Origin of the sequence: Pseudomonas sp. SC11, assembly GCF_047039205.1 — a bacterium.
GTDB classification, from domain to species: domain Bacteria; phylum Pseudomonadota; class Gammaproteobacteria; order Pseudomonadales; family Pseudomonadaceae; genus Aquipseudomonas; species Aquipseudomonas boreofloridensis.
Genome location: NZ_CP178183.1, coordinates 4,678,551 through 4,694,987 on the forward strand (window position 1 = coordinate 4,678,551; position 16,437 = coordinate 4,694,987).

15 protein-coding genes and 2 tRNA genes are annotated in these 16,437 nt (G+C 59.9%); 1 reads left to right on the forward strand and 16 read right to left on the reverse strand.

Features of this window, described 5'->3' with window-relative positions; all coding sequences use genetic code 11:
* Positions 1-24: 24 nt before the first annotated feature.
* The 16 genes from ACK2SD_RS20910 to rlmE form a co-directional block, all read right to left on the reverse strand.
* Positions 25-384 (reverse strand): BON domain-containing protein, encoded by a 360-nt coding sequence (locus ACK2SD_RS20910; RefSeq protein ID WP_412460741.1) that lies wholly within the window; start codon positions 382-384, stop codon positions 25-27.
* 264 nt (positions 385-648) lie between these two features.
* Complete coding sequence (gene pnp, locus ACK2SD_RS20915) at positions 649-2,754, reverse strand: polyribonucleotide nucleotidyltransferase (protein ID WP_342649727.1); 2,106 nt, start codon at positions 2,752-2,754, stop codon at positions 649-651.
* A gap of 259 nt (positions 2,755-3,013) precedes the next feature.
* A complete protein-coding gene (rpsO, locus tag ACK2SD_RS20920; RefSeq protein WP_029613930.1) occupies positions 3,014-3,283 on the reverse strand; it encodes a 30S ribosomal protein S15 in 270 nt (89 codons plus the stop codon).
* Between the two features lie 151 nt (positions 3,284-3,434).
* Positions 3,435-4,352, reverse strand: a complete 918-nt coding sequence (gene truB, locus ACK2SD_RS20925; protein WP_342649728.1) for a tRNA pseudouridine(55) synthase TruB — start codon at positions 4,350-4,352, stop codon at positions 3,435-3,437.
* A 3-nt stretch (positions 4,353-4,355) separates the two neighbouring features.
* Positions 4,356-4,754, reverse strand: a complete 399-nt coding sequence (gene rbfA / locus ACK2SD_RS20930) for a 30S ribosome-binding factor RbfA (protein WP_029613929.1) — start codon at positions 4,752-4,754, stop codon at positions 4,356-4,358.
* A gap of 117 nt (positions 4,755-4,871) precedes the next feature.
* On the reverse strand, positions 4,872-7,409 hold the full coding sequence (gene infB / locus ACK2SD_RS20935; protein WP_412460742.1) for a translation initiation factor IF-2: 2,538 nt from the start codon (positions 7,407-7,409) through the stop codon (positions 4,872-4,874).
* Between the two features lie 27 nt (positions 7,410-7,436).
* Positions 7,437-8,918, reverse strand: a complete 1,482-nt coding sequence (nusA, locus tag ACK2SD_RS20940) for a transcription termination factor NusA (protein WP_412460743.1) — start codon at positions 8,916-8,918, stop codon at positions 7,437-7,439.
* Positions 8,919-8,977: 59 nt separating this feature from the next.
* Complete coding sequence (rimP, locus tag ACK2SD_RS20945) at positions 8,978-9,436, reverse strand: ribosome maturation factor RimP (RefSeq protein WP_029613927.1); 459 nt, start codon at positions 9,434-9,436, stop codon at positions 8,978-8,980.
* Positions 9,437-9,566: 130 nt separating this feature from the next.
* Positions 9,567-9,643 (reverse strand) — tRNA-Met (locus ACK2SD_RS20950).
* 99 nt (positions 9,644-9,742) lie between these two features.
* Positions 9,743-9,828: transfer RNA gene (locus ACK2SD_RS20955), tRNA-Leu, on the reverse strand.
* A gap of 21 nt (positions 9,829-9,849) precedes the next feature.
* Positions 9,850-10,242 (reverse strand): preprotein translocase subunit SecG, encoded by a 393-nt coding sequence (gene secG, locus ACK2SD_RS20960; protein ID WP_029613926.1) that lies wholly within the window; start codon positions 10,240-10,242, stop codon positions 9,850-9,852.
* Positions 10,243-10,246: 4 nt separating this feature from the next.
* Positions 10,247-11,002 carry a triose-phosphate isomerase gene (tpiA, locus tag ACK2SD_RS20965; protein WP_412460744.1) on the reverse strand — a complete coding sequence of 252 codons (756 nt, stop codon included), beginning with the start codon at positions 11,000-11,002 and terminating at the stop codon, positions 10,247-10,249.
* A gap of 66 nt (positions 11,003-11,068) precedes the next feature.
* Positions 11,069-12,409 (reverse strand): phosphoglucosamine mutase, encoded by a 1,341-nt coding sequence (gene glmM, locus ACK2SD_RS20970; RefSeq protein ID WP_342649730.1) that lies wholly within the window; start codon positions 12,407-12,409, stop codon positions 11,069-11,071.
* A 17-nt stretch (positions 12,410-12,426) separates the two neighbouring features.
* Positions 12,427-13,278 (reverse strand): dihydropteroate synthase, encoded by an 852-nt coding sequence (gene folP / locus ACK2SD_RS20975; protein ID WP_412460745.1) that lies wholly within the window; start codon positions 13,276-13,278, stop codon positions 12,427-12,429.
* 8 nt (positions 13,279-13,286) lie between these two features.
* Positions 13,287-15,194 carry an ATP-dependent zinc metalloprotease FtsH gene (ftsH, locus tag ACK2SD_RS20980; protein ID WP_029613922.1) on the reverse strand — a complete coding sequence of 636 codons (1,908 nt, stop codon included), beginning with the start codon at positions 15,192-15,194 and terminating at the stop codon, positions 13,287-13,289.
* Between the two features lie 203 nt (positions 15,195-15,397).
* On the reverse strand, positions 15,398-16,024 hold the full coding sequence (gene rlmE / locus ACK2SD_RS20985) for a 23S rRNA (uridine(2552)-2'-O)-methyltransferase RlmE (protein ID WP_029613921.1): 627 nt from the start codon (positions 16,022-16,024) through the stop codon (positions 15,398-15,400).
* 102 nt (positions 16,025-16,126) lie between these two features.
* Between rlmE and yhbY the strand changes: the two genes are divergently transcribed.
* A complete protein-coding gene (yhbY, locus tag ACK2SD_RS20990; RefSeq protein ID WP_317871429.1) occupies positions 16,127-16,435 on the forward strand; it encodes a ribosome assembly RNA-binding protein YhbY in 309 nt (102 codons plus the stop codon).
* Positions 16,436-16,437: the final 2 nt, after the last annotated feature.

The following is a 16,437-nucleotide window of genomic DNA, read 5'->3' on the forward strand; positions in this document are numbered from 1 at the left end:
TTCCATCGGGCCTAGCACAGAGACTTACTGAGTCTTCAGCGCTTCAGCGGTAACGCTCTTAACGCCTTTGATTTTCTTGGCGATCATCACAGCGGTATCTTTCTGAGCCGAAGTCAAGGTCACGCCATCCTTCGAGGACAGAGAGACTACACCCTTAGCGGTTTCAACTTTGATATCGGAGCCTGGAATGCCTTTCTCGGTCAGCAGATCAGCCTTCACCTTGGTGGTGATCCAGGTGTCGGAGGTTTCTTGCTTGGCATCAGCTACCGGCTGATTGGAAGCCAGCATTACTGGAGCCTGAGTAGCTTCTGCGGCGAATACACCGTTAGCCATGGACAGAGTCAGAGCAGTAGCAGTAGCGGCAGCAATGGCAAACTTCTTCATGTGGTTCACTCCTGTTTATCGAAAGATCTGCGCCGTGATTCCTGGCAGCAGGTGCAAAGGGAGTTGCAGGGGCTGTGCCACATTTCAAAAACCCATTAAAACCTTACATATCAATAGCTTAAAAACAATCAACCCTTGCCTGACTCGTGCAATTTGCAAGTACCGCAAAAAAACTGCATGCAAGATGCAAGTACTGCCGTGCTTTATACAGGCGTAAAAAAAGGACCTCCGTAGAGGTCCTCTTTCAGTCAGTGCCAATCAGGCTCAGACACCCGATGCCTTGGCGGCAGCGACATCCTTGATCGACAGCTTGATCCGGCCGCGGTTGTCCACGTCCAGTACCAGCACTTCGACTTCCTGACCTTCCTTGAGCACGTCGGTGACCTTCTCCACACGCGCATCGCTGAGCATGGAGATGTGCACCAGACCGTCTTTACCCGGCAGGATGTTGACGAAGGCGCCGAAGTCGACGATACGCTCGACCTTGCCAACGTAGATCTTGCCGATCTCCGCCTCGGCGGTAATGCCCAGAACACGTTGCTTGGCCGCTTCGGCCGCTTCCTTGGTCTCGCCGAAGATCTTGATCGAACCGTCGTCTTCGATGTCGATCGACGCTTTGGTTTCTTCGCAGATGGCGCGAATGGTAGCGCCGCCCTTGCCGATGACATCACGGATCTTGTCGGTGTCGATCTTCATCGCAATCATGGTCGGCGCGTTGGCCGAGAGCTCGGTACGCGACTGAGCGATGATCTGGTTCATCTGGCCGAGGATGTTCAGGCGCGCTTCCAGGGCCTGGCCCAGGGCGATCTCCATGATCTCTTCGGTGATACCGTTGATCTTGATGTCCATCTGCAGCGCGGTGACACCTTTGGCGGTACCGGCGACCTTGAAGTCCATATCGCCCAGGTGGTCTTCATCGCCGAGGATGTCGGTCAGGACCGCGAACTTGTCGCCTTCCTTGACCAGGCCCATGGCGATACCGGCCACTGGCGCTTTCATCGGTACACCGGCGTCCATCAGTGCCAGCGATGCACCGCACACCGACGCCATGGAGCTGGAGCCGTTGGATTCGGTGATTTCCGACACCACGCGGATGGTGTACGGGAACTCGCTGTCGCTCGGCAGCATGGCCTGCACGCCACGACGGGCCAGACGGCCGTGGCCGATTTCACGACGACCAGCGCCGCCCATGCGACCGCACTCGCCGACCGAGAACGGCGGGAAGTTGTAGTGCAGCATGAAGGCGTCTTTCTTCTCGCCTTCGAGGGTATCGAGCAGCTGTGCGTCGCGCGCAGTACCCAGGGTCGCAACGACCAGGGCCTGGGTTTCACCACGGGTAAACAGCGCCGAGCCGTGAGTCTTGGGCAGCACACCGACTTCGATATTCAGCGGACGCACAGTGCGGGTGTCACGACCGTCGATGCGCGGCTTGCCGTTGACGATGTTCTCGCGGACGGTGCGGTATTCCAGCTCGCCGAAGATCTCCTTGATCGCACCGGCAGTCGGGCCGGTTTCGTCGTTGGACAGGCGGGCAATGGCCTCATCACGCAGTTGGCCCAGGCGATTGTAGCGATCGGCTTTCTGAGTGATGGTGTAGGCCTGCGAAATGGCCTCGCCGAACTCGCCACGCACGCGGTCGAGCAACTCGGTGTTGGCAACGACCGGCTGCCAGTCCCACGTCGGCTTGCCCGCTTCGGCGGCCAGTTCCTTGACCGCTTTGATCACGGTCTGGAACTCGTCGTGGGCGAACAGCACAGCGCCCAACATCTGGTCTTCGGTCAGCTCTTTGGCCTCGGACTCGACCATCAGCACCGCAGTTTCGGTACCGGCCACGACCATGTCCAGGCTCGAAGCCTGTAGTTGCTCGTAGGTCGGGTTCAGCAGGTAACCGGTGCTTTCGTGGAAGGCTACGCGAGCAGCGCCGATCGGACCTTCGAACGGAATGCCGGAGATGGCCAGGGCAGCCGAGGTACCGATCATCGCCGCAACGTCCGGATCGGTCTTCTTGCTGGTGGAAACCACGGTGCAGACTACCTGCACTTCGTTCATGAACCCTTCGGGGAACAGAGGACGGATCGGACGGTCGATCAGACGCGAGGTCAGGGTTTCCTTCTCGGAAGGACGGCCTTCGCGCTTGAAGAAACCGCCTGGGATCTTACCGGCAGCGTAGGTCTTTTCCTGATAATGCACGGACAGCGGGAAGAAGCCCTTGCCTGGATCGGCCTGCTTGGCACCGACCACGGTCACCAGCACGGTGACATCGTTGTCGACGGTGACCAGCACGGCGCCGGTGGCCTGACGGGCGATGCGGCCCGTTTCGAGAGTGACGGTCGACTGACCGAACTGGAACGTCTTGATTACCGGGTTCACGGTTTCCTACCTTTTCAGTGGCTCTTGGGGGAACTTGGAAAACGGGGTCTTGCGAATGCTTGGGCGGCGGGGAGTGTCGTCTCCTTCGACCGTCCAGATACAACACGAGGCTGGGAGCCTGAGCGTCGGGCGGATGAATCCGCACGACGGCATCAGGCTGCCAACCTCGAAGATACGCCTGGCGTGTCCAGGGTTCGCGCTGCCAGGCAACGCTTCCCAAGCTTGCGACACGCCACGCACACCACTGGCCGGGCCGCTATTAGCGACGCAGGCCCAGGCGACCGATCAGGGCGCTGTAACGGGTGGTGTCTTTGCCCTTCAGGTAATCCAGCAGCTTGCGACGCTGGTTGACCATACGGATCAGACCACGACGGGAGTGGTGGTCTTTTTCGTTGGCCTTGAAGTGGCCTTGCAGCTTGTTGATGTTGGCGGTCAGCAGAGCAACCTGCACTTCCGGGCTACCGGTATCGCCGGCGGCTTGCTGGTAATCGGCAACGATTTGAGCTTTTTCTTCGACGCTGAGGGCCATGTGGCTTCTCCTGATAAACGGATCCCGCAAGCGGGGTCCAATAGGCCAGGGCGTTAAATCCCTGTATGGATAAAAGAAGGTGTGACCGTGCCTACTGACAGCCACCCTCGTTCCCGCCCGACCTGACCGAAGTCCGTCCTGGCGGTATCGGTCATTCCGACCGAATCAGTCGACGCGGCGCAATACGCCCGTCTTCGCTCACTTCACCGATACCGATGAAGCGACCATTGTGATCTTGTACGCGCACCATGCCGAACTGCGGCGCATCCGGTGCACGTACTGCCTGGCCGTGCAGCCAATAGAACGCGCTATGCTCGGACAACAGCACCAGCGGCCAGTCCTGCAACCCGCTGTCCGAGGGCAGCAGGAAGCGATCAAGCGCTTCGTTGCCACCTTCGGCATGGGCTTGCTCGAGTTCTTCGAGCGTCACGGTCTGTGCCAGCATGAACGGCCCGGCTTGGGTTCGCCGCAGTTCTGCGACATACGCCCCACAGCCCAACACCTCACCCATATCCTCCACCAGCGTGCGGATATAAGTGCCTTTGCTGCAACCGACCGACAAGCGCGCCCGCGTGCCTTCACACTCGAGCAGTTCCAAGCGGCCAATAGTAACAGAACGCGCCTCGCGCTCCACTACCTCTCCGGCGCGGGCAAGCTTGTACAACGGCTGACCATCACGCTTGAGCGCCGAATACATCGGCGGAATCTGGCGGATCTCGCCGCGAAATCGCGGTATCACAGCCTCGATGTCTGTGCGACCAACGGTCACCTCGCGTGTCTGCAGGACCTCGCCCTCAGCGTCGCCGGTGCTGGTAGTCTGCCCCATCTGCATGACCGTCTCGTAACCCTTGTCGGAGTCGAGCAGGTACTGGGAAAACTTCGTCGCCTCGCCGAAGCACAGCGGCAGCACGCCGGTGGCCAGCGGATCGAGGCTACCGGTATGGCCGGCCTTTTCCGCGTTGAGCAACCAACGCACTTTCTGCAGGGCCGCATTGGAGGTGAAGCCAAGTGGCTTGTCGAGCAGGATGATGCCGCTGACGTTGCGGCGGATGCGTTTGACCTGGGCCACCGCTTACTCCTTGGTGTCCGGCTCGTCGACATCCTGGTGCAAGCGGTCTTCGGCCACCGCACGCTCGATGAGTGCAGAGAGGTGAACACCTCGGCTGACACTTTCGTCGAAATGGAAATGCAGTTGCGGCACGCTGCGCAGTTGCATCGCTCGCCCCAGATGCAGCCGCAGGAAGCTGGCGGCACTGTTCAGGGCCTTGAGCGTCTGAGCCACGGCATCGCTGCCATCCTGGCCCATGACGGTGATGTAGACCTTGGCGTGACCGAGGTCACGGCTGACGTCGACGGCGGTGATGGTCACCAGGCCGACACGTGGATCCTTGACTTCACGGCGGATCAGATCGGCCAGCTCGCGCTGCATCTGATCACCAATACGTTGGGTACGGCTGTATTCTTTTGCCATTCTTGCTACCTGTATCTTGAAGCGGCAAACGCCCGGTCAGACGGTATGCCTGACCGGGCGCTGCCTGCAGAGGCCGGCCCTGCCGCAGAGCGGCGGGGCTTGGGCCAGACCCGCACCTTACAGGGTGCGAGCAACCTGGACTTTCTCGAAGACTTCGATCTTGTCGCCGACCTTGACGTCGTTGTAGCTCTTCACGCCGATACCGCACTCCATGCCATTACGCACTTCGGAGGCATCGTCCTTGAAGCGACGCAGGGACTCCAGTTCGCCTTCGAAGATCACCACGTCCTCGCGCAGAACGCGGATCGGACGATTGCGGTACACGGTACCTTCGATGACCATACAGCCAGCGATGGCGCCGAACTTCGGCGAACGGAACACGTCACGGACCTCGGCAACGCCCAGGATATTCTCGCGAACATCACTGCCCAGCATGCCGGTCAGGGCTTTCTTGACGTCTTCGATGATGTCGTAGATCACGTTGTAGTAACGCATATCCAGACCTTCCTGCTCGACGATCTTGCGAGCACCCGCATCGGCACGCACGTTGAAGCCGAACAGTACTGCATTCGAAGCCAACGCCAGGTTGGCATCGCTTTCGGTGATACCACCGACGCCGCCACCGATGACGCGAACCTGAACCTCGTCGTTGCCCAGTCCGCCCAGCGAGCCCTGGAGGGCTTCCAGCGAACCGCGTACGTCGGTCTTGAGCACGATGTTGAGGGTCTTCTTCTCTTCCTGACCCATGGTCTCGAAGATATTTTCCAGCTTGCCGGCGTGAGCACGGGCCAGCTTGACCTCACGGTACTTGCCTTGACGGAACAGGGCAACTTCGCGCGCCTTCTTCTCGTCAGCCACCACCGACAGTTCGTCACCGGCTTCCGGCGTACCGTCCAGACCGAGAATTTCGACCGGGATCGATGGGCCGGCTTGCTTCACAGGCTTGCCGTTCTCGTCGAGCATGGCACGCACGCGGCCATAGTTGGAACCGACCAGGACCATGTCGCCCTGACGCAGCGTACCGTCCTGAACCAGGATGGTGGCCACCGGACCGCGCCCCTTGTCCAGACGCGACTCGACGACGACGCCACGACCAGGTGCGGTCGGGGTGGCAGTCAGCTCGAGAATCTCGGCCTGCAGCAGGACGGCTTCGAGCAGTTCGTCGACACCGGTACCCATCTTCGCCGAAACCTTGACGAATGGCGTGTCACCACCCCAGTCCTCGGAGGTCACGCCTTCGACGGCCAGCTCGTTACGAATGCGGTCGAGGTCGGCACCCGGCTTGTCGATCTTGTTCACCGCGACAACCAGCGGAACACCGGCGGCCTTGGCGTGCTGTACGGCTTCGCGGGTCTGCGGCATCACGCCGTCGTCCGCTGCCACTACCAGGATGACGATGTCGGTAGCCTTGGCACCGCGGGCACGCATCTGGGTGAACGCAGCGTGACCCGGGGTATCGAGGAAGGTGACCATACCGCGGTCGGTTTCCACGTGGTAGGCACCAATGTGCTGGGTGATACCACCCGCCTCGCCCGCCGCGACCTTGGCGCGACGAATGTAGTCGAGCAGCGAGGTCTTACCGTGGTCGACGTGACCCATGACGGTCACGACCGGCGCACGGGACTCGACTTCACCTTCGAACTTCAGCGATTCGGCCAGGGAGTCTTCCAGGGCAGTGTCGCTGACCAGCGTGACCTTGTGGCCCAGCTCTTCGGCGACCAGCTGCGCGGTTTCACGGTCGAGCACCTGGTTGATGGTGACCGGAGTGCCCAGCTTGAACATGAACTTGACCACTTCAGCGGCTTTCACCGACATCTGCTGTGCCAACTCGGAGACGGTGATGGTCTCGCCGATGCTGACGTCGCGGATGACCGGACCGGTCGGGCTCTGGAAGCCATGCTGGTTGCGCTTCTTCAGCTTGCCCTTGCCGCCACGGCCACGGCGTGCGCCATCGCTCTCTTCGTCCGTGGTGCGCGGGGCAGCACGTGGAGTCGGGGCTTTTTCCTTCTCCTTGACCTTGACCTTGATGGACACGCGAGGGGCCTCGCCACGACGCTCACCCGCACCGCTACGACGATCGTCGTCACGGCCACGGCTTTCGTTGCGGCGGTTTTCGTCCTTCTTGCGCTCGGCGGCGCGGGCAGCCGCGTCATCGGCCACCGGGGCGTCCGCGACCACTGGCTGAGCAGCGACAGGTGTCGGCTCGGTGCGCGCAGCAGGTGCAGCAGCCGGTGCCTCGGAGGTCTGGCGACGCGCCTGTTCCTCGTTACGCTGACGCGTCTCGGCCTCGACCTTCTCGCGTGCAGCATTCTCGGCGGCGCGGCGCTCATCGGCCTCGCGCTTCTGCTCGGCCTGGATTTCTTCCGGGCTGCGCTGCACGAATACTTTCTTCTTGCGTACTTCTACGCTAATGCTCTTGCTACCGGCGACACGCAGGGTGCTGGTGGTTTTGCGCTGCAAGGTAATCTTGCGCGGCTCTTCCGCCTTGCTCTTGTGGCTGCTTTTCAAATGAGTCAGCAGGGTCTGCTTCTCATTGTCGGTCACTACCTGACCGGCGTCGGTGTGCGGCAGACCTGCCTCACGCATCTGCTGCAGCAGGCGCTCTACCGGTGCCTCGACCTCTTGGGCCAGTTCTTTCACCGTGACTTGCGTCATGCACTTCTCTCCTCAGGCCGCGCCTAATTACTCGAACCAGTGGGCTCGGGCGGCCATGATCAACTTGCCGGCACGCTCTTCGTCGATGCCGTCGATGTCGAGCAGGTCGTCGATCGACTGCTCGGCCAGGTCTTCGCGGTTAACCACGCCGCGCACCGCCAGTTCCGCCGCCAGATCCTTGTCCATACCCTCGAGGGAGAGCAGGTCTTCGGCCGGATGGGCGTCTGCCAGTTTTTCTTCGGTAGCGATGGCCTTGGTCAACAAACGGTCCTTGGCACGAGCACGCAGCTCGTTGACGATATCCTCGTCGAAGCCATCGATGTTGAGCATTTCTTCCAACGGTACGTAAGCAATTTCTTCGAGGCTGGTAAAGCCTTCGTCGACCAGCACCTGTGCCAGCTCTTCGTCGACCTCCAGTTCCTCGATGAAGTTACGCAGGATGTCACCCGTTTCAGCTTGCTGCTTGGCCTGGATGTCCTTCTCGGTCATCACGTTCAGGGTCCAGGCCGTCAACTGACTGGCGAGGCGAACGTTCTGACCGCCACGACCGATGGCCTGGGCCAGGTTGTCCTCGGCGACGGCGATGTCCATGGCATGGGCATCTTCATCGACGATGATCGCAGCGACCTCGGCTGGCGACATGGCGTTGATGACGAATTGCGCCGGGTTTTCGTCCCACAGGACGATGTCCACGCGCTCGCCACCCAATTCACCGGAAACAGCCTGCACACGCGAACCGCGCATACCGATGCAGGCACCTTGCGGATCGATGCGCTTGTCCTTGGAGCGCACGGCAATCTTGGCACGCGAACCCGGATCACGGGACGCCGCCATCACCTCGATCAACCCCTCGGCAATTTCCGGCACCTCGATGCGGAACAATTCGATCAGCATCTGCGGCGCAGTACGCGACAGGATCAGCTGCGGACCGCGGTTTTCGGTACGAATTTCCTTGAGCAGCGCACGCAAGCGCACGCCGACACGGAAGGTTTCCCGCGCGATGATGTCTTCACGCGCCAGCAGCGCCTCGGCATTGTTGCCCAGATCGACGATGACGTTGTCGCGGGTGACTTTCTTGACGGTGCCGGAAATGATCTCACCGACTCGCTCACGGTAAGCGTCGACCACCTGAGCACGCTCGGCCTCGCGGACCTTCTGCACGATCACCTGCTTGGCGGTCTGGGCGGCGATGCGACCGAACTCGATCGACTCGATCTTTTCCTCGATCACGTCGCCGATCTTGGCTGCGGGATGCGTGTCCTTGATCTTGTCCAGCCAAGTCTCGATCGCCGGATCGTCCAGGTCGTTTTCGTCGACCACGGTCCAACGGCGGAAGGTCTCGTAGCTACCGGTGTGGCGGTTGATTTCCACACGCAGATCGACTTCGTCCTCAAAACGTTTCTTGGTTGCAGTGGCCAGAGCCACTTCCAGCGCTTCGAAAATGACGCCGGGCGGTACACCCTTTTCGTTGGATACCGATTCAACAACCAGCAGTACTTCTTTGCTCATCGTACGCCTCGCCTTGCGCAAGCCATTAGGCCCGGAATGTCCACCGGCCCCGGCACGTCTCAGTCAAAACTGGGAATAATATTGGCCTTGTCGATCGAGTCGATCGGCAGCAGGAATTCATTGGTATCCACCTGGACCACCACGTCCTGATCCTCGACACCGCGGAGAAGGCCCTGGAAGTTGCGACGCCCTTCGAAAGGCGTGCGCAGCTTGATCTTCACTTGTTCGCCGGCATGCAAAGCAAACTGTTCCAATGTGAACAGCGGGCGATCCATGCCTGGAGAGGAAACCTCAAGGGTGTATTCACTGCTGATCGGGTCTTCCACGTCGAGGATGGCACTGGCCTGACGGCTGACCGCTTCGCAGTCGTCCACCAGAATTCCGCCGTCCTTGTCGATATAGATGCGCAGTACCGAATGCTTGCCTTGGGAAACGTATTCGATCCCCCAGCACTGATAGCCCAGACCCTCGACAACCGGGGCCAACAAGGCCTGCAACTGTTCTAGCTTGCTCGACACCTGAACCCCCTCGTGCATGCTGTGCAAATAAAAAATGGGCAAAGCGCCCATCCCTGAAAGCGCCGTTGAACAACGACGCGAAGAACTGTTCAGCTAGCAAAAAGCCCCTGAAAAGGGGCTCCGCTGAAACTGGTTGCGGGGGCTGGATTTGAACCAACGACCTTCGGGTTATGAGCCCGACGAGCTACCAAGCTGCTCCACCCCGCGACAAAGCTGGGGCGGAAGTATAAGACCGAACCCTATGCTGGGTCAATCCGACCTCCACCTGCAAGAAAGCCCGCTCAAAGCGGGCTCTCATGCTTCAATTGGTACCGAGAAGGGGACTCGAACCCCTACACCCTATGGGCACAACCACCTCAAGGTTGCGTGTCTACCAATTCCACCACCTCGGCAATATTACAACTTGAAATCCGTTACTTCTGCTCTTCTGCTGGAGGAGGGACGTCACCTTTTGGGGCGGCTTCACTCTTCTGCTGCTGGAGCACCGGTACATCATCATTTACTGCCGGCTTTTGCTCTTTAACTTCCAGCACCGCTGGATCTGGCAAACCGGCTTGAGTCAGCTGGTGTGCCTGCTGCTTGGCGAAGTATCCTAACCCAAGTGCAGTCAAAAAGAAAGTGGCGGCAAGTATAGCAGTAAACTTACTCAGGAAGGTAGCAGAACCTTGGCTTCCGAACACAGTATTTGAAGCACCTGCGCCGAAAGATGCACCTGCTTCCGCACCTTTACCCTGTTGCATCAGCACCAGCGCCACCAGCGCCAGCGCAGCCAACAGATGAAAAACAACTACGACTGTTTCCAGCATATGTTCAGTTTCCTGCGGCGCGACAAATTGCACCGAATTCGTCTGCGTTCAGGGATGCTCCACCAATGAGCCCCCCATCAATATCCGGCATGCCGAACAGTTCGGCCGCATTGGCCGCCTTCACGCTACCGCCGTAGAGAAGCTGCATATTCGCTGCAACTTCGGCATCCAGCGACGCCAACTGAGCACGGATGGCGGCGTGCACATCCTGAGCCTGCTGCGGCGAAGCCGTCAAACCCGTGCCGATGGCCCATACAGGCTCATAGGCGATGACCGCATTGGCAAATACCGCGACACCCAAGGCGTCGATGATACTACCTAGTTGCCGCCCTACAACTTCTAGTGTCTTGCCAGCCTCGCGCTCCGCGAGAGTTTCCCCTACACACAGCACAGGTTTTAATCCACCTGCTTGAGCGGCTGCAAACTTGTGAATCAGGATTTCGTTCGTTTCGCCAATGATCTGACGACGCTCAGAGTGCCCAATCAACACCAACTTGCAACCCACTTCAGCCAACTGACTCGGCGCAACTTCACCGGTCAACGCACCCTGTTCGGGCTGTACTGCAGAATTCTGTGCTCCGACGATGATTTCCGTCTCGCTCAATTCATCGATGACCTGACCGATGAACAACGCCGGTGGAAACACCGCCACTTCGATACCGCTCGGAAGAACCAGATTCTTCAGGTTCAGGCTCAGCTCAGCGACGCTGGCGCGGGTACCGTGCATCTTCCAGTTACCAGCTACCATGGGGCGACGCATGCTCTACCTCGTCGGTCAAAGTGGGCGCAGATCTTACCCAACCAGAATCGCGCTGGCAAGCGTCTTTCAGGCACAAACTTCAGCGACGACCTTGGCCAAGGCCTCGGCGTGGCCACGCACCTGGTTTTCATCATCGCCCTCGACCATCACCCGCACCAGCGGCTCAGTCCCGGACTTGCGCAACAGCACGCGACCACGACCGGCCATCGCCTCGGTCACTTTGGCACTGGCCTCTTGCACCGCTGAGTTTTCCAGCGGATCGGCACCGCCTGCGCCATAGCGGACATTAATCAGCACTTGCGGACATTTGCGGATGGCCTGGCGTGCCTGGGCCAGGTTTTCACCACGACGTCTGAGTGCCATCAACACCTGCAGCGCGGCGATGATCGCGTCGCCCGTGGTGGTATGGTTGCAGCACACCACGTGCCCAGAGTTCTCGCCGCCCAGTTGCCACTCACGCTCGATCAGTTCGGCCATGACGTAACGATCGCCGACCTTGGCACGGGCAAACGGAATATCCAGGTCCTTGAGCGCCAACTCCAGGCCGAGGTTGCTCATCAGCGTCCCTACCACGCCGCCTTGCAGCTTGCCGCGCTCATGCAGATCGCGGGCAATGATGAACAACAACTCGTCGCCGTCGACGATGGCGCCGGTGTGATCGACCATCAGCACCCGATCTCCATCACCGTCGAAGGCGATACCCAAGTCCGCATGCCCCACCAGCACGGCAGCCTGCAGGGACTCGATGTGCGTGGAACCGCAGTTTTCATTGATGTTCAAGCCATCCGGCTGCGCGCTGAGCACCGTGACATCGGCACCCAACTCACGGAACACGTTGGGCGCCACTTTGTAAGTAGCGCCATGGGCGCAGTCGACGACCAACTTGAGCCCTGCGAAATCAGTGCTGCTGGGGACGCTGCTCTTGCAGAACTCGATATAGCGTCCAGCCGCATCGTTGATCCGCGACACCTTGCCCAACTTGCTCGACTCCACCACGTTCATTGGCTGGTCAAGCAACTCCTCGATCATGAGCTCCACTTCGTCTGGCAACTTCGTGCCGGAACCGGAGAAGAACTTGATGCCGTTGTCGTCATGCGGGTTGTGCGAGGCGCTGATGACGATGCCCGCCTCGGCATGGAAGGTGCGCGTCAGATAGGCGATCGCGGGGGTCGGCATCGGGCCAAGCAGCATGACGTCAGCACCGGCCGCCGACAAACCGGCCTCCAGGGCGGACTCGAACATGTAGCCGGAGATCCGGGTGTCCTTGCCCACCAGAACACGGCAGTGGCCGTGCTTGCGGAAAGCCATGCCTGCTGCCCAACCGAGCTTCAGCATGAAGTCGGGAGTGATGGGGTACTCGCCGACGCGGCCACGAATACCATCGGTACCAAAGTATTTCCTGCTCATAGTGTCTCCAAACGTTCTTATTCGGCGTTCTGCACCGCAGCGATCATGCGCACCACATCGACGGTCTCGGCCACGTCATGAACACGCAGAATGCTTGTGCCCATGGTCATGGCCAACGCCGCCAGCGCCAGACTGCCGTAGAGACGCTCACCGACCGGACGGTCCAGCGCCAGGCCTATCATGCTTTTGCGCGAGACGCCCACCAGCAAGGGGCGACCCAGGCAATACAATGCTTCCAGATGCTTGAACAGGCTCAGGTTGTGCGCCAGGTTCTTGGCAAAACCAAAGCCTGGGTCGAGGATGACGCGCTCAGGAGCGATACCCGCCGCCGCGCAGGCAGCGATGCGCTGTTCCAGATAACGCGCCACCTCGGCGGTGACATCGTCGTAGCGCGGATTGTCCTGCATGTTACCCGGCTCGCCGCGCATGTGCATCAAGCACACGGGAAGGCCGGTACTGGCGGCCGCCTCCAGGGCACCCTCGCGCTCCAGAGCACGAACGTCGTTGATCAGCCCTGCGCCGAGTCGAGCCACTTCGCGCATCACTGTGGGCGTCGAAGTGTCGACCGAGATGATCACATCCAGACGCGCGCTGATCGCTTCGACGATGGGTGCGACTCGACCCAGCTCTTCGTCAGGCGATACCGCGAGAGCTCCAGGCCGAGTGGACTCACCGCCCACATCGATGAGCGACGCACCCGCCTCGACCATCGCCTCGGCATGCCGAAGCGCCTCGTCGTGGCGGCTGAACCGGCCGCCATCAGAAAAGGAGTCCGGCGTGACATTGAGGATACCCATGACATGGGTGCGGGATAAATCAAGAACCCGGTTGCCGCAAGGCAACCGGGTTGGGTACTGCTGCAAGGTCATAGAAACCCTTAATGTTGGGCCGCTGGACCACCGATCGGCGACTCGGGACGATCGCCCTGGGACGCTGGCGTGCCAGAGGTGCCGGCATCGTTGTCCCAATCACGCGGTTCGCGCGGAGCACGCCCGGACATGATGTCGTCGATTTGGTCGGCATCGATGGTTTCGTACTTCATCAATGCCTCGGCCATCGCGTCGAGCTTGTCACGGTTTTCGGTAAGGATCTGCTTGGCGGTGGCATAGCAGTGATCGATGATGCTACGCACTTCAGAATCGATCAGCTTGGCGGTTTCACCCGACACACTGGCCTGCTGGCTGCCGGCACTGCGACCGAGGAAAACTTCGCCCTCCTCTTCGGCATACATCAGCGGGCCGAGTTTCTCGGACAGCCCCCACTTGGTGACCATGTTCCGAGCGATCTGGCTGGCACGCATGATGTCGTTCGACGCACCGGTGGTGACACCGTCGAAGCCCAGCGTCATCTCCTCGGCGATACGCCCACCGTAAAGCGAGCAGATCTGGCTGATCAGCGCACGCTTGGAGAGGCTGTAACGGTCCTCTTCGGGGAGGAACATGGTCACACCCAAAGCACGACCACGCGGGATGATCGAAACCTTGTAGACCGGATCATGCTCGGGAACGATACGACCGACGATGGCGTGGCCGGCTTCATGGTAGGCAGTATTCTGCTTTTCCTTTTCCGACATGACCATGGTCTTGCGTTCAGCGCCCATCATGATCTTGTCTTTGGCCAGCTCGAACTCTTTCATCTCGACCAGACGCTTGCCTGCGCGGGCGGCGAACAACGACGCCTCGTTGACCAGATTGGCCAGATCGGCACCGGAGAAGCCGGGGGTGCCACGGGCGATGACAGCAGCGTTGACGTTCTCGCCGATTGGCACTTTGCGCATGTGCACCTTGAGGATCTGCTCGCGACCGCGGATGTCCGGCAGACCGACCACCACCTGACGGTCGAACCGACCCGGGCGCAGCAGCGCGGGATCGAGCACGTCGGGGCGGTTGGTGGCGGCGATGACGATGATGCCATCGTTCATCTCGAAGCCGTCCATTTCCACCAGCAACTGGTTCAGCGTCTGTTCACGCTCGTCATGACCGCCACCCATACCTGCGCCACGGTGGCGACCAACGGCATCGATTTCGTCGATGAAGATGATGCAAGGCGCATGCTTTTTGGCCTGCTCGAACATGTCACGAACGCGGCTGGCGCCCACGCCGACGAACATCTCGACGAAGTCGGAACCGGAAATGGTGAAGAACGGTACCTTGGCTTCACCGGCGATGGCTTTGGCCAGCAAAGTCTTACCGGTACCGGGTGGGCCGACCATCAATACACCGCGAGGAATTCGACCGCCCAGACGCTGGAACTTGCCTGGATCACGGAGGAACTCGACCAGTTCGCCGACTTCCTCCTTGGCCTCGTCGCAACCGGCAACGTCAGCCAGCGTAGTCTTGACCTGGTCTTCGGAAAGCAGGCGCGCCTTGCTCTTGCCGAAGCTCATAGGCCCGCCCTTGCCGCCAGCACCGCCTTGCATCTGGCGCATAAAGAACATGAACACGGCAATGATGACCAGGATAGGGAAGCTCGCCACCAGCAACTGAGTCCAGATGCTCTGTTGCTCGGGCTGCTTGCCTTCGACCACGACGTGGTTGTCGACCAGATCGCCGATCAAACCGTTGTCAGCAATGGCCGGACGCACGGTCTTGAAGTTGTCGCCATCAGTACGCTTACCGGTGATGACGGCACCGTCGACGGTGACGCGCTCGACCTTGCCGTCCTTGACTTGCTGAATGAAGTCGGAATAGTTGAGGGTCTGCGGCTCGTTAGGGCTGGAGAAGTTGTTCATCACCGTCACAAGGACGGCGGCGATGATCAACCACAGGATCAGATTCTTTGCCATGTCGTTCAATTAGCTACCCTCTGAGGTCGGCGCACGACGCAGCCGTGCCTCGCATGATAATCACCGCCCTAACTTACTACATTACCTGCGCATCCGCAGGCACCGTCTGTAACCCTTTGTGAAACCTAGACTACACGAAGTTCGGACGTTGCTGATTTCATGGCCGATTGGAATTAACTATCGGCCATTGTGGCAATTCCTGCTCATTCACCTTTGTACCCCCTGGCCAGCAGATACTGTTCACGGGAGCGATCCCGAGACGACGAAGGCTTGCGCATCTGCACCTTGTCGAACTTGCTGCGCACTTCCTTGAGGTACACGTCGAAACCCTCTCCCTGGAAAATCTTGATCAGGAAGTCGCCACCCGGCTTGAGGACGCGAGCGGCCAGGTCCAATGCCAGTTCGCAGAGGAACATGGCGCGCGGCATGTCCACGGCGGGCGTACCACTCATATTGGGGGCCATATCGGAAATCACAAGGTCGACGTGCGAATCGCCGACGGCCTGCAGGATCTGCTCGAGCACCGAATCCTGGGTGAAGTCGCCTTGGATGAAGGTGACATCGGGAATCGAATCCATTTCCAGAATATCAGAGGCGATCAACCGCCCTTGCCCGCCGATCAGACGACTGGTCACCTGTGACCAGCCACCCGGCGCGGCGCCCAGGTCGATCACGCTCATTCCGGGACGAATGAGTCGATCCTTTTCCTGTATCTCCAACAGTTTGTAGCTTGCGCGCGAACGGTAGCCATCCTTCTGCGCCTGCTTGACGAATGGATCGTTGAAATGCTCTCTCAGCCAGTTATGGCTGCTTTTAGAACGCTGCGCCACGGGGCACCTCGATGATTAGCGTCGTGATTGACTGGGCGGAGCCACGGGCCCTCGGGTAAAATGGCCACCAATTTTACAGAATCAGACGAAAAGGGTCAGATTATGCCGCTCAATAACGAGCAGAAGAAACAGTACAAATCCATTGGCCATGACCTGAAGCCGGTCCTGATCGTTGCCGGCAATGGGCTCAATGAAGGTGTGATCGCCGAGCTGGAACGTGCGCTGGCCGATCATGAGCTGATCAAGATCGAGATTCGCTCGGAAGATCGCGAGGAGCGCGCCGCTGCCATCGCCGAACTGTGCAAGGCTGGCCGTGCCGAGCTGGTGCAGACCATCGGCAAGAAGGCGCTGATCTATCGCAAGAACCCGCAGCCGAACAAGCAACTGTCCAACATCCACCGCTACAAGTGACA

Coding starts and splice junctions, on each gene's coding strand:
- ACK2SD_RS20910 (WP_412460741.1), bottom strand. CDS start 384: ATGAAGAAGTTTGCCATTGCTGCCGCTACTGCTACTGCTCTGACTCTG.
- rpsO (WP_029613930.1), bottom strand. CDS start 3,283: ATGGCCCTCAGCGTCGAAGAAAAAGCTCAAATCGTTGCCGATTACCAG.
- rbfA (WP_029613929.1), bottom strand. CDS start 4,754: ATGGCAAAAGAATACAGCCGTACCCAACGTATTGGTGATCAGATGCAG.
- infB (WP_412460742.1), bottom strand. CDS start 7,409: ATGACGCAAGTCACGGTGAAAGAACTGGCCCAAGAGGTCGAGGCACCG.
- nusA (WP_412460743.1), bottom strand. CDS start 8,918: ATGAGCAAAGAAGTACTGCTGGTTGTTGAATCGGTATCCAACGAAAAG.
- secG (WP_029613926.1), bottom strand. CDS start 10,242: ATGCTGGAAACAGTCGTAGTTGTTTTTCATCTGTTGGCTGCGCTGGCG.
- tpiA (WP_412460744.1), bottom strand. CDS start 11,002: ATGCGTCGCCCCATGGTAGCTGGTAACTGGAAGATGCACGGTACCCGC.
- glmM (WP_342649730.1), bottom strand. CDS start 12,409: ATGAGCAGGAAATACTTTGGTACCGATGGTATTCGTGGCCGCGTCGGC.
- folP (WP_412460745.1), bottom strand. CDS start 13,278: ATGACCTTGCAGCAGTACCCAACCCGGTTGCCTTGCGGCAACCGGGTT.
- ftsH (WP_029613922.1), bottom strand. CDS start 15,194: ATGGCAAAGAATCTGATCCTGTGGTTGATCATCGCCGCCGTCCTTGTG.
- yhbY (WP_317871429.1), top strand. CDS start 16,127: ATGCCGCTCAATAACGAGCAGAAGAAACAGTACAAATCCATTGGCCAT.